Below are 16796 nucleotides of genomic sequence, written 5' to 3' on the forward strand. Positions count from 1 at the left end.
AGCCGGCGGCACAATGGGCGGGCATGCCGTTTCGTATCGCAACTTTCCTGACAGCTTCCATCCTCGGAGCCGCCATCGCCGCAGCATTGGCCGGGCTTCACTATCTGTGGCTGGGCGCATGGCTGGGCGCGGTGGTGTGGCTCGGGCTCGATGCCTGGCGCGCCCGGCAGCTTCTGCAGGTGCTGCGCAACGACGCCAGCGGCCTGCCGTCCCGCGGTTCGGGCGTGTGGGGCGAAATCGCCGAGCGCATCCGCAAGCTGCTGCGCACCCGTGAACAGCAGACCCGACAGGCCGAGGACCGGCTGCAGGAGTTCCTGGCCGCCATCCAGGCCTCGCCCAACGGCGTGGTGCTGCTCGACGAGCAGGGCCGCATCGAGTGGTGCAACCAGACAGCCGCCGGCCAGTTCGGCATCGATGCCGAGCGCGACCTGCTGCAGCATCTCTCGAACCTGGTGCGCGATCCTGCCTTCGTGGCCTACCTGGCTTCGTGGAACTACAGCCGCGACGTGGTGATCGACGCGCCCTCGCAGATCCACGCCCATCGCGGCCATCCGGTGCGGCTGTCGGTGCAGGTGCATCCGTACGCCGGCAACCGCCGCATGCTGCTGACGCGCGACATCACCTCCCTGGAGCAGGCCGAGGCGATGCGGCGCGACTTCGTGGCCAATGTCTCGCACGAGATCCGCACGCCGCTCACGGTACTCGCCGGCTTCGTCGAGACCTTGCAGAACCTGCCGTTGGACGCGGAGGAGCGGTCGCGCTATCTGGCGCTCATGGGCCAGCAGTCGCACCGCATGGAGACGCTGGTCAACGATCTGCTGACGCTGTCACGCCTGGAAGGCGGTGCGGCGCCGCCTTCGAACCGCTGGACGCGCGTGCGGGCGTTGATGGCGCAGTGCGAGGACGAGGCCCGCGGCCTTTCGATGCGGCTGGCCCCGCAGGGGCACAAGCTGAGCTTCGTGCTCGAAGCGGATTCCGAGATCGCCGGTGCGGCCACCGAGCTGCAAAGCGCCATGTCCAACCTGCTGAGCAATGCCATCCGCTACACGCCCGGCGGCGGCGAGGTGGCGGTGAGCTGGCGGCTCCTGCCCGATGGCCGTGGCGAGTACGCGGTGCGCGACAGCGGCCCCGGCATCGCGGCGGAGCACATCCCGCGGCTCACCGAGCGCTTCTACCGCATCGATCGCAGCCGCTCGCGGGAGACCGGCGGAACCGGCCTGGGCCTGGCGATCGTGAAGCACGTGGCGCAACGCCACGGCGCCGAGCTTCGCATCGAGAGCGTGGTGGGCAAGGGCTCGCGCTTTGCGCTGCTGTTCCCCGTCACGCGGCTGCGACAGGCTGCCGCCCTCAGCGCCGTTGCCTGAGCGTCAACCACAGCAGCCCCAGCAGCAGCACCGCCGCAAGCGCCAGCGCCAGCGCGCTCATGAGCCAGAAGGCCAATGGCGACTGCATCGCGGGCCAGGCCCCGATGCCGCGATAGGCCAGCACGTAGCTGCCGCCCAGGCCGACGCCCCAGAGCAGGGTGCAGTACAGCACCAGCGGCATCACCGTGACGCGGTAGCAGCGCAGTACGAAGACGCACAGCGTCTGCACGGCGTCGGCCAGGTGGTAGGCGGCGGTCGCCAGCAGCAGCGTGGCGCCCAGCGCCACCACCGCCGGGTTGGCGGAGTAGACGGCGGCCAGGCGCCAGCGCAGCAGCACCATGGCCGCGGCGAACAGCAGGGCGCCCAGAAGGGCCAGCTGGAAGCCGCGGACACAGGCGCGCCGCGCCAGTGCTTCATCGCCCGCGCCGAGCCAGAAGCTCACGCGCGCACTGGTGGCGATGGCGATCGACAGCGGCACCATGTACGCGACGGCCGTGAGGTTCGATGCGATCTGGTGGGCGGCCGAGGCGGCGGTGCCCAGGCGGGCAATGAACAGCGCCATCAGCGTGAAGGAGGTGACCTCCACCAGCACGGCGAGGCCGGCCGGGATGCCGAGCCGAGCGAACTGGCCGAGCCGGCGCCAATCCGGCGGCTCGATGCGACGCCAGATGCGGTAGTCGCGGTAGACCGGCCGGCTGCGCAGCAGCCATGCCGCGCAGGCGAGCATCGCCCAGTTGACCGCCAGCGTGGCCCAGCCGCAGCCCACCAGACCCAGGGCCGGGACGCCGGCGCCGCCGAAGGTGAACCAGATCGACAGGGCCAGCTTCGGCGCCAGCGAGGCCAGCTGCAGCCAGGTCACGAGTTGCGGCTGGCCGAGGCTCTGGTTGAGCGTGCTGAACACGCGAAACAGCAGCGCCGGCGCCAGCGCGAAAGCCAGGACCTGCAGATAGGCTTCCACGTCGGCGCGCATGGCCTGCGGCACCTCGGCCCAGCGCAGCAGCGGTGCGGGGAAGAACAGGATCGCCATGCCCAGGGCGATCGCGAAGGCGCACAGGTAGAGCGACTGGCGCACGGAGCGGCCGACTTCCGCCGTGCGCTGCGCGCCGTGCAGTTCGGCCCAGACCGGCAGCAGCGCCTGCAGCACCCCCAGGAGCGACACGTAGACGCTGACGAAGATGGCCGAGCCGACCGACAGCGCCGCCAGCGCGCCTTCGGCATAGCGGCCAGCCACGATGGTGTCGGTCACGCCGAAGGCCATCACGGCCAACTGGCCGGCCAGAACCGTCGCAGCATGGCGCGCGATGACTCGCCGTTCGCTGCTCAAGGCCCGGTTCTTTGATAGAGCAGCAGGTCGTCGCTGGGACTGGTGGGCCGGCGCAGAGTACCGATGAGCCGCCAGCTCTCGAGGTTGACCAGCGTATGCAGGCGCCCGATCGCTTCCGGGCTCACGACCAGCCAGGGGCAACTCGGGCCGCCCAGCAGCGGCTGCAGGTTGATCTGCCCGTGGTGCCGCAGGGCCGCGATATGGGCCCGGCCCAGCGCCAGCTCGGACATGCAGCTCGGCTGGCCGACCCGCTCGGTAATGGCGCGCACCTGCGGTGCGTAGCTGCGCGCGTAGTCCAGCACCGGCAGCCACAGTGTCATCACCAGCATCCAGCACAGGGCCGCGCCGCCGGCCGGCAGCACCAGCGTCTTCCACAGCGCCGCGCGGTGCCGGCCGGTGCGCCAGCGCACCAGCCAGGCCCAGGCGAGCGTGGCAGCGATGGCGAACACGAATGCGGTGGCGGAGAAGTGCGGGACGAAGCCGGGCGCCAGCTTCGCCACATTGGCAGCCGTCTTGGCCGGGAAGCCGGTCTGCATCGCGACCCAGATCACCCAGAAGACGATGGCCCAGACACTGAAGAAGAGCAACGTGAACCAGTCGATCAGCGCGGCGACGCTGCGCCTGAAGGTCGGCAAGGCGAAGGCTGCCAGGGTCGCGAAGGCCGGAAGGGCGAGCAGCAGCGAGCGCTCGGAAAAATTGGTGGTCCAGGTGGCGGCCAGCGGCACGAGGGCGAACCACAGCGGCAGCGCGACGTGGCGCGCCGTCAATTGCCGGCGCCAGCGCCAGAGGGTCCACAGCGCGAGCGGCCAGGCTGGCCAGGTGAACCACAGCAGCAGCTTGGCCTGGCTGCGTACCTCGCTCCAGACGCGAGTGCCGGGCTGGCTGCCGGGCAGCTCGATCTTCCACTGCAGCAGGCCGAGCCAGGCAGCCAGCAGCCCGGCCAGCAGCGTTGCGCCGAAGATCGTGCCGATGGCGCCCGCGGAATAGGTGGGCTCGTCGTCGGGTGTCTGCTCGCTGGCGCCGCGCCGGCGGTCCAGGACAAGGAAGGTCACGCAGCCGATGCCCAGCGCCAGCCCGACCGTCGGGCCCCCGCTCAGCGTCATGCCGGCCGCGCCGACCACCAGGGCAACGATCGGACCGACGCGGCGGTAGGGAAGGGCCACCACGCCGTAGAACAGCTGCGAGGTGAAGAAGAGCTGGGCCAGCGCCGGGGTGGTCTCATGCCCCAGTTGGGCAAGGCCCAGGCAGGCGATCAGCGCCAGCAGCGCGCCATCGGCGATGGCGCGGGCGTAGTCGGTGGGACGCGCCTCGCCGCCGAAGGCGAAGGCGACCGGCTGTGCCTGCGTGGTGCGCGCGAGGTAGTACACCGCGTACCAGGTGGCCATGAAGGTGCCCCAGAGCAGCAGCGCGAAAGCGATGCGGACCGCGAGGTCGGGGCGCACCCAGACAGGCGCGATCTTGATTGCCCAGGCGCCGATCCAGTAGGGGATCAACGCCGGCGTCTCGGGCCTGAGGCCCAGCAGCATGGGATCGAGCCAGCGGGCCAGGCCTTCGGTGCTGCGCGCCAACTCGGCCATGTAGCCGAAGGAGACGATGTCCGCGCTCTTCCAGGGTCCGCGCCCGACCAGGCCGGGCATCAGGTAGGCCGCGCACAGCAGGATGAGGGCGATGCGCGGCAGCCGGCGCACGGCGCTCTGGGCAACGATCGCTGGCGTCGGGTGGTTCAACGGAAAGGGCGTCTGGGTGGAAGTGGACTAAAAGAAAAAGGGCAGCGCGGTAAACCGGGCTGCCCTTGACTCGGAAGCGCCTGCCTTACTTGGAGGCAGGAGCGCCGGTCTTGCCGAAACGGTTGCGGAACTTCTCGACACGACCGCCCATGTTGTCCACCGACTTCTGGGTGCCGGTGTAGAAGGGGTGCGACTCGCTCGAGGTGTCGAGCTTGAAGAGGGGCAGCTCGCGGCCGTCGTCGGTTTTGCCCATTTCCTTGGTGTTCACGCAGGAACGGGTGACGAACTTGAAGCCGTTCGACAGGTCGACGAACAGGACCTCGCGGTAGTTCGGATGAATGCCTTCTTTAGCCATGATTTTTTCCTTTGGTCGATGCGAGAGCCACAAGTTCGAACGCCTCTGGAGACTTCGGGGGATGCGTTCCTCCGGCACGGCGCCGGGCTGCACTTTTCGCGGAGCCCACGATTATCGCATACTGGTCCTTTTGGGCGCCAGCCCCATTTCCCGCCATGAGTTCAAGCCCCTTGCGCGCCGGCCTGGTCGGCTTCGGTTTCGCCGGCCAGACTTTCCATGCGCCCGTGCTCTCGGCCGTGCCTGGGCTTCAGCTGGCGGCAGTGGCCAGTTCGCGGCCGCACAAGGTCCATGAGGAATGGCCCGATGTCGACGTGGTGCCCGACGCGGCGGCGCTGCTGGGGCGTTCCGACATCGACCTGGTCGTGGTGGCGACGCCCAATGCGCAGCACCATCCCGTAGCCAAGGCCGCGCTGGTCGCAGGCAAGCATGTGGTGGTCGACAAGCCTTTCACCCTCGATGCAGCCCAGGCGCGGGAACTTGCGGCACTTGCGCAGCGGCAGGGCCGGCTGTTGTCGGTCTACCAGAACCGCCGCTTCGATTCGGACTTCCTGACGCTGAAGGCGCTGCTCGCCGGCGGCGAACTTGGCAGGCCCGTCTATTTCGAATCGCACTTCGACCGCTTCCGTCCCCAGGTGCGCGAGCGCTGGCGCGAGCAGCCGGTGCCGGGCGCCGGCCTTTGGGTGGACCTGGGCTCGCATCTGCTCGACCAGACCGTGCAGCTCTTCGGGCGGCCCGACACGCTGCAGCTCGACACCGCCTGCCTGCGTGACGGGGCGCTCGTCGAGGACTACTTTCACGCCGTGCTGCGCTACGAAAGCGGCACGCATGCCCCGCTGCGCGTGGTGTTGCACGCGACCACGCTGGCGGCTCATGCCGCTGCGCGCTACGTCGTGCATGGCACGCGCGGCAGCTACGTCAAGCGCGGAGTCGATCCGCAGGAGGACGCGCTGCGTGCCGGTGGAAAGCCCGGCCGGGAAGGGTGGGGCGCCGACAACCTGGATGGCGAGCTGACCTTGCCGTCCGAGGACGGCCAAGCCCAGCGGAGGAACGTACCGACCTTGGCCGGCAACTACGTGGCCTACTACGCTGCGGTGCGGGATGCGATCCTCGGCAAGGGCGAGAACCCCGTGACGCCGGAGCAGGCCGTCGAACTCATGGCGCTCCTGGACCTCGGCCGCCAGAGCGGCGCCGAAGGTCGCGCCCTGCCGACGCGCTGATCTTTCGGGCGAGCCTTACCCGCCTCTGCGCATCATGTCGAAGAACTCGACATTGGTCTTGGTGGCCCTCATGTTCTTCAGCATGAGCTCCATCGCCTCGATCTCGTCCATGTTGTACATGAGCTGGCGCAGGATGCGGGTCTTCTGCAGGATCTCGGGCGGCAGCAGCAATTCCTCGCGGCGGGTGCCGCTGCGATTGAGCTGGATCGAGGGGAACACGCGCTTCTCGTAGAGGCGGCGGTCCAGGTGGATCTCGGAGTTGCCGGTGCCCTTGAACTCCTCGAAGATCACTTCGTCCATCCGGCTGCCGGTGTCGATCAGCGCGGTGCCGATGATGGTCAGCGAGCCGCCTTCCTCCACGTTGCGCGCCGCGCCGAGAAAGCGCTTGGGGCGCTGCAGCGCGTTGGAGTCGACGCCGCCGGTCAGCACCTTGCCCGAGGAGGGCACGACGTTGTTGTAGGCGCGGGCCAGGCGGGTGATCGAATCCAGCAGGATCACGACGTCCTTCTTGAGCTCGACCAGGCGCTTGGCGCGCTCGATCACCATTTCGGCCACGTGCACGTGGCGTGCTGCAGGCTCGTCGAAGGTCGAGGCGATGACCTCGCCCTTCACCGTGCGCTGCATCTCGGTCACTTCTTCGGGCCGCTCGTCGACGAGCAGCACCATCATGTGGACCTCGGGATAGTTGGCGCTGATCGCGTGCGCCATGTGCTGCATCATCACCGTCTTGCCGCTCTTTGGCGGCGCCACCAGCAGTGCGCGCTGGCCTTTGCCGATGGGCGCGATGATGTCGATGATGCGGCCGGTGATGTTTTCCTCGCCCTTGAAGTTGTCGCGCTCCAGGCGCATCAGCTCCTTGGGGAACAACGGCGTGAGGTTCTCGAACATCACCTTGTGCTTGTTCGCCTCGGGCGCGCCGCCGTTGACCTTGTCCAGCTTGGTCAGCGCAAAGTAGCGCTCGCCGTCCTTGGGAATGCGCACCTCGCCCTCGATCAGGTCGCCGGTGTGAAGGTTGAAGCGCCGCACCTGGCTGGGGCTGATGTAGATGTCGTCGGTGCTGGCGGTGAAGCTGGTGTCCGGGCTGCGCAGGAAGCCGAAGCCGTCCGGCAGGATCTCGAGCACGCCATCGGCGAAGACCTGCTCGCCTGCCTTTGCCCGCTTCTTGATGATCGCGAACATCAGCTCCTGCTTGCGCATGCGGCCGGTGTTCTCGATCTCCAGGGCTTCAGCCTGCTTGAAGACTTCAGACACGTGGAGTGCCTTGAGTTCGTTTAAGTGCATGGAACGACCCCTTACGGGGAAACTGTCGGAAAGAACCAGGGGGGAGGTTTGAGGAGAGGCGAGGAGGCCTCACAAACCGGGGAACTCGAACCGGCTGCCAGAAAGAAGGGCCGGTGAACTGCGAAGATTATGACAGGAAAAACGACAAGGGCTGCCAGCGCCTTGCGCGCGGCAGCCCCGGGGGAACACTCAGGCGAGTTGCTGATCAATGAAGGCGGTGAGCTGGGCTTTGCTCATCGCGCCGACCTTGGTCGCTGCCAGTTGGCCGTCCTTGAACAGCATCAGCGTCGGGATGCCGCGAATGCCGAACTTGGCAGGGATGTCGCGGTTCTCGTCGACATTCATCTTGGCGACCTGCAGCTTGCCTTCGTAGGTGCTGGAGACTTCGTCCAGGATGGGGGCGATCATCTTGCAGGGACCGCACCATTCGGCCCAGTAGTCCACGAGCACAGGCTTGCCGGACTTGAGAACGTCAGCCTCGAAAGAGGAATCGGAGATGTGTTTGATGAGTTCGCTGGCCATGGGATGGGTCCTTCTGGGCTGGATGATGGTGCAGCTAAAGTGCGGGCCATTGTGACAGAAACCAAGTGATGCCGTGGTCGGCGCGCATGCTATGGCCGCGATAGCCAAAGCCCTACAAGAACCCCCGATGAACCCTTCCGAGCGCCACCCCGCGCATGCTCTTTGGTGCGACCCGGCCGAGGGCCTGGTCGCCCGCATATCGCGCCTGCTGGCCGAGCGCGGAGTGCACCCCGCGCGCACCGTTGTGCTCGTGCCTTACGCGCAGCTGATGCAGGTGGCGCGCGCGATGTGGGCCGCCTGCAGCGCCCCGGGCTTCGCGCCGCGCTTCGAGACCACGCGCAACTGGGCGCGCAGCGTGGGCGGCTTCGTGCCGGGTGGCGACGACATCGCCTTCGACATGGCGCGTGACCTGCTCACGGCGCAGTCGCTGCTCGCCCGCGCCGGCTTCGGTGCCGCGCGCAACGCGCTGGCGGGCCGCCTGGTTGAAATCGCCTTGCAGCTCGCACCGCTCGCCGCGGCCGAGCTTCCCGACGCTCGCGCCGGCTGGGCACAACGTGTGCGCGAGGCCCTGACGGCAGGCCGCGGCTCGGAGTGGTTCGACACCGAGAGCGCACTCAACGGCATCGCGCTGGCGTGGGCCGCCAGTTCCGGCTATGCGACCGACGTGCTGCTGGCAGATGGCGTGCTGGCCCGGGTCGACCAGATCATCGTGCTCGAAGGCCTGCAAAGCGATCCGCTGGTCAACAAGCTCGCGGCTCTGTTCGGCGAGCGCGCGCTGCGCCTGCCGCTGGCGACACTGTCCGCGCCGGCCTGCATCGCGGACCTGCACCCCTGCGAGGACCCCGAGGACGAGGCCCAGCGCGCCGCTGCCTGCGTGCTGCGCCATCTTTCTGAAGGTCGCGTGCCCGTGGCGCTGGTGGCCACCGACCGCGCCCTGACGCGTCGCATCAGCGCCCAGCTGATCGCCCACGGCGTGCAGCCGCAGGACGAGACCGGCTGGAAGCTTTCCACGACGCGCGCCGCCGCCACGGTGATGAGCGCCTTGCGCGCCTGCGCCCACGATGCCTCGAGCGACCAGGTGCTGGACTGGCTCAAGAGCGCCGCGGCCCTCGATGCCCGCGCCATCCGCGCGCTGGAGGCGCGCCTGCGCGAGCGCGGCATGCGCGACTGGCGCGGCTGGTGTTCCTTCGTTGCGTCCAGCGAGCACCCGCGCGATCAGGACCTGCTGGCCTTCACCAACGAGATCGAGGCGCTGCGCATGACCCTGGCCCGCGCCAGGCCCTTGAGCGAGTGGCTCGAGGCCACGCGTGCGCTGCTCGAAGCCGGTGGCCAGTGGCCCTTGCTGCGCGAGGACGTGGTCGGCGCCGAGCTGATCGCCGCGCTCTACCTCGACGCCGACGGCGAGATCCGCGGCACCCGCTGCACGCTCGTGGAGTTCAGCGCCTGGGTGCGCGACGTGCTCGAGGCCGCGAGCGTGCGACTGCCAGCCGACGAGGAACACCCGCGGGTCGTGGTGCTGCCGCTGCACCAGATGCTGGGCCGCGCCTTCGGTGCCGTCGTGCTGCCGGGCTGCGACGACCAGCGCCTGCCCGCATCGCCAGAGCCTCCCGGCGACTGGACGCCGGCGCAGCGCCTCGCCCTCGCGTTGCCTGCGCGCGAGGCGATCGAGGCGGCCCAGCGCGCCGCCTGGGGCATAGCCCTGCGTGCGCCACGGTGCGATCTGCTGTGGCGCGGCTTCGATGCCAGCGGCGAGCCCGTGCGCCCCAGCGCCTTGCTGCAGATGCTGCAGCTGGAGCACGCCGCAGCTGCGGCTGCGGAGCCGCGCATCGCGCTGCAGATGGCCGCGCAGCCCACGCCGCGGCCGCAGCCCCACGGTGACGCGCTGCTGCCCGCGACACTGTCCTCCACTGCCTACGAGGACCTGCGCCGCTGCCCCTATCGCTTCTTCGCAATGCGCCAGCTGGGCCTGCGCAGCAGCGACGAGCTCGACGCCGAGGTCGACAAGCGTGATTTCGGCAATTGGCTGCACGCAGTGCTGGGCCATTTCCATGAGGCGCTGAAGCAGACGCCCGATGCGGACCTCGATGCGCGGCTCGCCCTGATGGCGGCAGCCGAGCAGGAGGCCACGCGCGAGTTCGGCCTCTCGCAGGCCGAGTTCCTGCCTTTCGCAGCGGCCTGGCCCGCGGTGCGCGACGGCTATCTCGCCTGGCTCGCCGTGCACGAGCATGACGAAGGCGCCGTCTTCGTCGAGTCGGAGCCGTGGAAGGAGCTGTCGCTGGGCAGCGTGAAGCTGGTCGGCAGGCTGGACCGCGTCGATGCCACCGGCGACGGCCGCGCCTTCGTGATCGACTACAAGACCGAGTCCGTCGACAAGACCCGCGATCGCGTCAAGGACCCGACGGAGGACACCCAACTGGCCTTCTACGCTGCGCTCTTCCCCGACGACGGCTTGCGCGCGGCCTACGTCAACGTCGGCGAGAAGGCTTCCGGCACGCGCACCGTCGAGCAGACCGATGTGATCGCCGCTCGCGATGCCCTGGTGGGCGGCGTGATGGACGATCTCGCGCGCATCGGGCGCGGCGCGGCGCTGCCTGCGCTGGGGGAAGGGCAGGTGTGTGAGCATTGCGGCGCACGCGGGCTGTGCCGCAAGGACTTCTGGAGCGACGAGCCGTCGCTGGCCGCTGCAGCCGTGATGCCCGCTGCGCCGCCCGCCCAGGCGCCGGCTCCGGTCGCGCCACCAGCGGCGCCGAAAGCCGCGGCCTACGAACACAACGGCCGCGCCGTCGAGCGCGAGCGCTTCTACGCCATCGCCTGCGACCCGCGCCGCTCGGTCGCGGTGGAGGCCTGCGCGGGCGCGGGCAAGACCTGGATGCTGGTCTCCCGCATCCTGCGTGCCCTGCTGGAAGAAGGCGAGGGCGCCTGCGCGCCGCACGAGATTCTCGCGATCACCTTCACCAAGAAGGCCGCCGGCGAGATGCGTGAGCGGCTCGACCAATGGCTCGAGGCCTTCGCGGCGCAGCCTGCGGAGGAACTGGTGCCCGAGCTCGTGATGCGCGGCATGGACCGCGCATCCGCCGAGGCCCGTGCGCCGCGGCTGCAGGGCCTCTACCGCGAGCTGCTCGCGGGCGGCCGGCCGGTCCAGTTCCGCACCTTCCACGCCTGGTTCGCCGGCTTGCTGCGTAGCGCGCCCGTGGCGGTGCTCGAGCGCCTCGGCCTGCCGGCCAACTACCAGTTGCTCGAGGATGACGCCGAGGCGCGCGCGCGTGTCTGGCGCCCCTTCTTCGCGGCCGTGGCCGATGATCCCGAGGCCGCCGCCGACTACCGCGCGCTCGTCGCGGACTACGGCCGATCGCAGACGGCCAAGGCGCTCGACGAGGCGCTGACGCGGCGCGTCGAGTTCGTGCTCGCCGATGCCCACGGCACCGTGGAGGATGCCGTGGTCCCCATGGGCGAGCTCTACCCAGCCTTCGCGGGTGCCGAGTCGCCTGAAGACCGATTGCTGCACGACCCCGCGTCGCGCTCCGCCTTGCTCGCCGCTGCGCGCACCCTGGGCGGGGCGAGCGCGCCGACCTTCTCGCAGAAGGGCGTGAAGCTGGAGCATGCGGTAGCCAAAGGGCGCGTCGCCGGCGTGCTCGATGCGCTGCTCACGCAGAAGGGCGAGCCGCGCAAGTTCAGCGACAAGCTCGCCGGCGTGGAGGATGTGCGTGCCGCGCAGCACTACGTGCAGCAGTACTGCGAGGCGCAGGCCCAGCATGCCGCCTGGCTCTACCAGCAGCGCATGGCGCGGCTGACCCGCCTGTTGATCCGTTGCTTCGCCCAGGTCAAGGCGGCGCACGGCTGGGTCGACATGAACGACGTCGAGCAGGCTGCGCACCTCCTGCTGGGCAATTCGGAGCTGTGGGGCTGGGTGCAGGAGCGGCTCGATGCGCGCGTGCGGCATCTGCTCATCGACGAGTTCCAGGACACCAATCCGCTGCAATGGCAGGCGCTGCACGGCTGGCTGGGCAGCTATGCGGGTGCCGGCGGGCGGCGCCCGGGCGTGTTCATCGTGGGCGATCCGAAGCAGAGCATCTACCGCTTCAGGCGCGCCGAGCCGCAGGTGTTCATCGCGGCCAAGCAATTCGTCAAGGAAGGCCTCGACGGCGATCTGCTCAACTGCGACCACACGCATCGCAACGCGCAGGCGGTGGTGGGCCTGGTCAATGCCGCCATGGGCGATGCGCAGCGCGCCGGCGAGTTCAGCGGATTCCGGGACCACACCACCGAATCGCGCGCGGCGGGCCGGGTGCGCAAGCTGCCGCCGATCCCGCGCGACGCGATCGCGCCGAAGGAACAGGGCCGCGCGACGGACGACGACGGCATGCTGCTGTGGCGCGACAGCCTCGTCACGCCGCGCGTGCTGCCCGAGGAAAAGCTGCTGCAGAAGGAATGCGAGCAGGCCGCGCGCTGGATCGCCGGGCGCATCGCCGAGGGCCTCGCGCCCGCCCGGATCATGGTGCTGGCGCGCCGCCGCAGCCGGCTGACCGTGCTGCAGGATGAGCTGCGCAAGCTGCACATCGCGGTCCAGCAGCCCGAGAAGAACGAGCTGCACGACGCGCCCGAGGTGCAGGACATCGTGGCCCTGCTCGATGCGCTGGTCTCGCCGGACCACGACCTCTCGCTGGCGCGCGCGCTGCGCTCCCCGCTCTTCGGGCTCGACGACGATGCCCTGGTGCGCCTGGCGCTGCGCAAGCGCGAGCACGGCGCGAGCTGGTTCGAGCTGCTGCAGGCACCGGACCTGCCACCGCCGCTCGCGGGCATCGGGCCGCGGCTGCGCCAGTGGCAGCGTTGGCTGGCCCAATGGCCGCCGCACGATGCGCTGAGCGAGATCTATCACGATGCCGACGTGCTCGGCCGCTTCGCTGCCGCCGCGCCCGCGGCGCTGCGGGCCGGCGTGCTCGGCAATCTGCGCGGACTGATGGCGGCTTCGCTCGAGCTCGACGGGGCGCGCTTCGCCACGCCCTACGCCTTCGTGCGCGCGCTGCGCCGCGGCGGCGTCCGCGCGCCCTCGGTTGCTGCGGCCGATGCCGTGCAGTTGCTGACCGTGCACGGCGCCAAGGGCCTGGAGGCCGACCTGGTGCTGATGCTGGACACCGATGCCTCCGAGCAGCGCACACAGACGATGGGCGTGCTCGTCAAGTGGCCGGGCCAGGCCGCAGCCCCCGAGCGCTTCGTGTTCGTGGCCAGCGAGAAGAACCCGCCCGCCTGCACCACCGGCGACCTGGCCGAGGAGCAGGCCGCGCGGCATCGCGAGGAAATCAATGGGCTTTACGTCGCGATCACACGCGCTCGCGGCGAGCTGGTGCTGTCGGCGGTGCCCGCGGCGCGGCCGGACGGCCGCAGCTGGTGGGCGCGCCTGGAAGCGCGCTGCGAGCCCATCGACACGGCGTTGACCCCCGCCGGTTCGCCGAATGCCGGCGCATCGTCGGCACCCGAAGTCTTCGGCATGCTTCAACTGCCTGTGCCGCCGGACCTTGCGCGCACGGTGGCACGCGTCACGCCGAGGAGCGCCGACTCGCGCGCCTCGGCCCTCGGCCAGGCGATGCACCGCCTGCTCGAATGGGCGCAGCCCGGCATGCCCCACTCATCGGCCCATGTGCACGCCGCCGGCCGCGAGTTCGGGCTGGACCCCGCCACGGCCGGGATCGCTGCCGCAATGGCGCAGCGCATCCGAGAAGGCGCGGGCGCCTGGGCCTGGGATGCCGAAGCGCTGGCCTGGCATGGCAATGAAGTCACGCTGGTGCACGGCGGAGAGGTGCTGCGCATCGACCGCCTGGTACGGCATCGCGCGAGCGGCGTCTGGTGGGTGCTCGACTACAAGTCGGCCGCACGTCCGGAGCACGATGCGGCGCTGATCGCGCAGATGCGGCGCTACCGCGAAGCCGTGCAGGAGGCCAGCCCCGGCGAGACGGTGCGCGCGGCCTTCCTCACGGGGCAGGGCGAACTGGTGGAGGTCGAATGAGCGGCGATGAGGTGAAGATCGCCGTCGTCGGCGGCGGCCCCGCCGGCCTGATGGCGGCCGAGGTGCTGAGCGCGCAGGCCGTGGCCGTGCATGTCTACGACGCCATGCCTTCGGTGGGCCGCAAGTTCCTGCTGGCGGGCCGCGGCGGCCTGAACCTCACGCATTCCGAGCCCCTCGAGCGCTTTGCCGGCCGATTCGGAGACCGCCGATCGCAGATCGAGCCGCTACTGCAAGCCTTCGGGCCCGACGCGCTGCGCGAATGGGTCCACGGCCTCGGGATCCAGACTTTCGTCGGCAGCTCGGGCCGCGTGTTTCCCGCCGACATGAAGGCGGCACCGCTGTTGCGCGCCTGGATGCATCGGCTGCGCGAACGCGGCGTGAGTTTTCATATGCGCCATCGCTGGCTCGGCTGGTCCGATGCGGGCGCAGCGACGGATGCGCTGCGCTTCGCCACGCCGGCCGGCGAGCTGGCGCTGAGGCCCGAGGCCACCGTGCTGGCGCTGGGCGGCGCCAGCTGGTCGCGGCTGGGCTCCGACGGCGCCTGGGCGCCCTGGCTGGCCGCGCGCGGCGTGGAGGTGGCGCCCCTGGCGCCGGCCAACTGCGGCTTCGACATCGGCTGGACGCCGTTCTTCGCCGAGCGCTTCGCCGGCATGCCCTTCAAGTCGGTGGCGATCTCCTTCACCGATTTCCGGGAACGCCGCTTCGTGCGCAAGGGCGAGTTCGTCGCGACCGCGACCGGCATCGAAGGCAGCCTGGTCTATGCGGCGTCCTCGCTGCTGCGCGACGAGATCGCCGCGAAGGGCAGCGCCACGCTCTTGCTCGACCTGCTGCCCGACCGCAGCGCCGAGCAGGTGCGCGCTGCCGTGCTGCATCCTCGCGGGGCGCGCTCGGTGGGCAGTCACCTGAAGAGCCGCCTCGGCCTCGACGGCATCAAGGCCGCGGTGCTGCACGAGGTGCTCACGCGCGACGAGGTGCATGAGCCCGAGAAACTGGCCCAGACCATCAAGGCGCTGCCGCTGCGGCTGGTCGCGCCGCGGCCGATCGACGAGGCCATCAGCAGCGCCGGCGGCGTGCGCTTCGAGGCGCTCGACGCCCATCTGATGAGCACGGCGATGCCCGGCCTGTTCTGCGCCGGCGAGATGCTCGACTGGGAGGCGCCTACCGGCGGCTATCTGCTGACCGCCTCCATGGCCAGCGGCGTGGTCGCCGCGCAGGGCGTTCTGCGGCGACTGGGTCGCGGTCATCCCGAATCATGAAATTGCATACTTCTGGCTGAAGTGCATTTGTTTGCAAGGACGCACACAATCGCGGGCTGCCCTGAGGGGCCCAACATCTATGCATCCGCACGTCGACATCAAGAAGATCCGGGACAGGTATTTCAACTACAGCGTGAGCACCGGCAACGCCGACGAGCGTTACGTGCGCCAGGGCCTGCGGTCGATCGCGGAATGCCTGCACGACGCCGCGACCGCGCTCGGCCACCACTTCCCGGTGGCGGCCATCAGCTACGAGGGGCGCGCGCTCGGCTGCTATCACGTCGCCAACATGGAGCACAAGACGATCGCGCTGGCGCACACGCTGCTGGCCAAGCTGGAGCGTTCCGAAGCTGCGACCTGAAGCACTTGCATGCCAGACAGCAAAAAGCCGCGTTCGAGGAGGACGCGGCTTTTTGCTGATGTGAGGTTGACGAGCCTTACCCCCGGCACTGACTACGCAGTTAGGGCTGCTTGGTTCCCCACCTGACCCGGTTGGCCACTTCACCATGCGGGGAGGCCCGTCAGCCGCGATTGTAGGCGACGGCCCGAGGCCCTCCGCCTCACCAGGCCATCAGCGAGGTCTCGAGGGCCGCGTCGGCGAAGTAGAGGCGGATGCCGACCAGGTAATGGCGGCCCTTCTGCAGGCGCATGCTCACCCGGGCGTTGAGGTCGCTGCCGCTGTCGTCGCTGCCCGCGATCTGCACGTTGCCTGCGGGCGTGACCTCGAACAGCACCAGCACCGTGTCCGAGGTGCCGAAAGTACCGATGCTGTAGGTCCGCGTGCGCGGCGGCACGAACTCGAAATTGCGGGTCTCTCCGGCCTTGATCTTGAGCAGCTGCGACAGCCCGACCTTGAGCGAGCCGAGCGCCGGCGCCCGCACGCCGGGGTAGGACTCCACCACCCAGGCCTTGTCGGCGTAGGAGAGCCCGCCCTTGGGCACCAGCCCTTCCCGGTACTGCGCGGGCGCGTCGATGAGCCCGGCCTCGAATTGGTAGTGCATCACCGAGTCCGGGTCCCAGGTCGTGCCCTTGACCTCCGCGGGCGGGATCTTGCGCAGGATGTTCCACTCGATCTGCGACTCCTGCCAATGGTTGGGCGGACCCGAGAAATAGTCGATCACCGCCTGCCGGTTCCAGGTGATGCCGGCGTGGGGGTTCTGGTGCTCGTGCTGGAGGCCCAGCGTGTGGCCGATCTCGTGAAGCGCGGTGTCGCGGCCGTAGTCGTTGTTGAGCGGCCAACCGAAATTCATCGTCCGCTGCAGCGGGTCGCGCACGGTGAGCACGTCGCGGCCGACGTAGGACCAGGAGCCGTCCTGCGGATCGAAGCCGATGCGAACGATCGCGTCCTCGGGTGCCTCGACGCGGCGGAAGCCGATGCCGATGCCCAGCTTGGCCCAGGTCTCGAAGGCCTCCTCGACCACCGCCGTGTCCGCGTTGTTGCCCTGCCAGGCAGCCGGCACGCCGTCGCCGCGCTTGTAGCAGTAGTAGTTCAGCTGCGTGCCGTTCACCCACTTCTTGCTTCCGGCCAGGATGGCGGCGGCGCGGCCCGCGGAGACGCTGTTGTCGAATTGCCGCGGCGCCTGCACAGGCTGCATGCAATAGAGACGCGCGCCGGCCGACTGGGCCTTGGCTTTGCCGGCCGAGGACGGCCGCGCGGTTCGGGGGTGCGCAGTGGGCATGTCGATCTCCTCGGAACGCCATGCCATGCTAGGAGGGAAATGGTGAAAATCTATAAGTAAAAAGGCCTAT

Annotated in this window: 11 protein-coding genes, 1 other RNA gene and 1 pseudogene; 6 read left to right on the forward strand and 7 right to left on the reverse strand. The window is 69.5% G+C overall.

What is annotated here, in order from left to right:
• Positions 1–23: 23 nt before the first annotated feature.
• Positions 24–1364, forward strand: coding sequence for a phosphate regulon sensor histidine kinase PhoR (gene phoR, locus ACMGEZ_RS12190; RefSeq protein WP_436822521.1), 1341 nt, complete (start codon positions 24–26; stop codon positions 1362–1364).
• On the opposite strand, the gene ACMGEZ_RS12195 is transcribed toward phoR, so the two are convergent.
• The 3 genes from ACMGEZ_RS12195 to ACMGEZ_RS12205 form a co-directional block, all read right to left on the reverse strand.
• Entirely contained in the window at positions 1348–2688 is a 1341-nt protein-coding gene (locus ACMGEZ_RS12195; protein WP_436822522.1) for an MATE family efflux transporter, read from the reverse strand. The genes phoR and ACMGEZ_RS12195 overlap by 17 nt on opposite strands.
• Positions 2685–4415 carry a hypothetical protein gene (locus tag ACMGEZ_RS12200; protein WP_436822523.1) on the reverse strand — a complete coding sequence of 577 codons (1731 nt, stop codon included), beginning with the start codon at positions 4413–4415 and terminating at the stop codon, positions 2685–2687. Before ACMGEZ_RS12200 ends, ACMGEZ_RS12195 begins: the two co-directional genes overlap by 4 nt.
• An 85-nt stretch (positions 4416–4500) precedes the next feature.
• Positions 4501–4770, reverse strand: coding sequence for a type B 50S ribosomal protein L31 (locus tag ACMGEZ_RS12205; protein WP_436822524.1), 270 nt, complete (start codon positions 4768–4770; stop codon positions 4501–4503).
• A 155-nt stretch (positions 4771–4925) separates the two neighbouring features.
• On the opposite strand from ACMGEZ_RS12205, the gene ACMGEZ_RS12210 reads away from it, so the two are divergent.
• Positions 4926–5987, forward strand: a complete 1062-nt coding sequence (locus tag ACMGEZ_RS12210) for an oxidoreductase (RefSeq protein ID WP_436822525.1) — start codon at positions 4926–4928, stop codon at positions 5985–5987.
• A 15-nt stretch (positions 5988–6002) separates the two neighbouring features.
• Here ACMGEZ_RS12210 and rho read toward each other — a convergent pair whose 3' ends face one another.
• Positions 6003–7268 (reverse strand): transcription termination factor Rho, encoded by a 1266-nt coding sequence (gene rho, locus ACMGEZ_RS12215; RefSeq protein WP_068686058.1) that lies wholly within the window; start codon positions 7266–7268, stop codon positions 6003–6005.
• A gap of 189 nt (positions 7269–7457) precedes the next feature.
• The gene (trxA, locus tag ACMGEZ_RS12220) at positions 7458–7790 is read right to left on the reverse strand and encodes a thioredoxin TrxA (RefSeq protein WP_068686060.1); all 333 of its coding nucleotides are present in this window, start codon (positions 7788–7790) and stop codon (positions 7458–7460) included.
• A 1837-nt stretch (positions 7791–9627) separates the two neighbouring features.
• Between trxA and ACMGEZ_RS12225 the strand changes: the two are divergent.
• The 4 genes and pseudogenes from ACMGEZ_RS12225 to ACMGEZ_RS12240 form a co-directional block, all read left to right on the forward strand.
• A pseudogene (locus ACMGEZ_RS12225) lies at positions 9628–10425 on the forward strand (RecB family exonuclease); the annotation flags it as partial.
• A gap of 57 nt (positions 10426–10482) precedes the next feature.
• Positions 10483–13791 carry a UvrD-helicase domain-containing protein gene (locus tag ACMGEZ_RS12230; protein WP_436822580.1) on the forward strand — a complete coding sequence of 1103 codons (3309 nt, stop codon included), beginning with the start codon at positions 10483–10485 and terminating at the stop codon, positions 13789–13791.
• Positions 13788–15047 carry a TIGR03862 family flavoprotein gene (locus ACMGEZ_RS12235; protein ID WP_436822526.1) on the forward strand — a complete coding sequence of 420 codons (1260 nt, stop codon included), beginning with the start codon at positions 13788–13790 and terminating at the stop codon, positions 15045–15047. The genes ACMGEZ_RS12230 and ACMGEZ_RS12235 overlap by 4 nt, the downstream gene beginning before the upstream one ends.
• A 79-nt stretch (positions 15048–15126) precedes the next feature.
• Positions 15127–15408 (forward strand): hypothetical protein, encoded by a 282-nt coding sequence (locus ACMGEZ_RS12240; RefSeq protein ID WP_436822527.1) that lies wholly within the window; start codon positions 15127–15129, stop codon positions 15406–15408.
• A 65-nt stretch (positions 15409–15473) separates the two neighbouring features.
• On the opposite strand, the gene ffs is transcribed toward ACMGEZ_RS12240, so the two are convergent.
• Positions 15474–15570, reverse strand: an RNA gene (ffs, locus tag ACMGEZ_RS12245) — signal recognition particle sRNA small type.
• A 37-nt stretch (positions 15571–15607) separates the two neighbouring features.
• Positions 15608–16726 carry a M12 family metallopeptidase gene (locus ACMGEZ_RS12250; RefSeq protein WP_436822528.1) on the reverse strand — a complete coding sequence of 373 codons (1119 nt, stop codon included), beginning with the start codon at positions 16724–16726 and terminating at the stop codon, positions 15608–15610.
• Positions 16727–16796 lie beyond the last annotated feature (70 nt).

The sequence above is a fragment of the Variovorax stachyos genome, from assembly GCF_051400855.1.
Taxonomy (GTDB): Bacteria; Pseudomonadota; Gammaproteobacteria; order Burkholderiales; family Burkholderiaceae_C; genus Variovorax.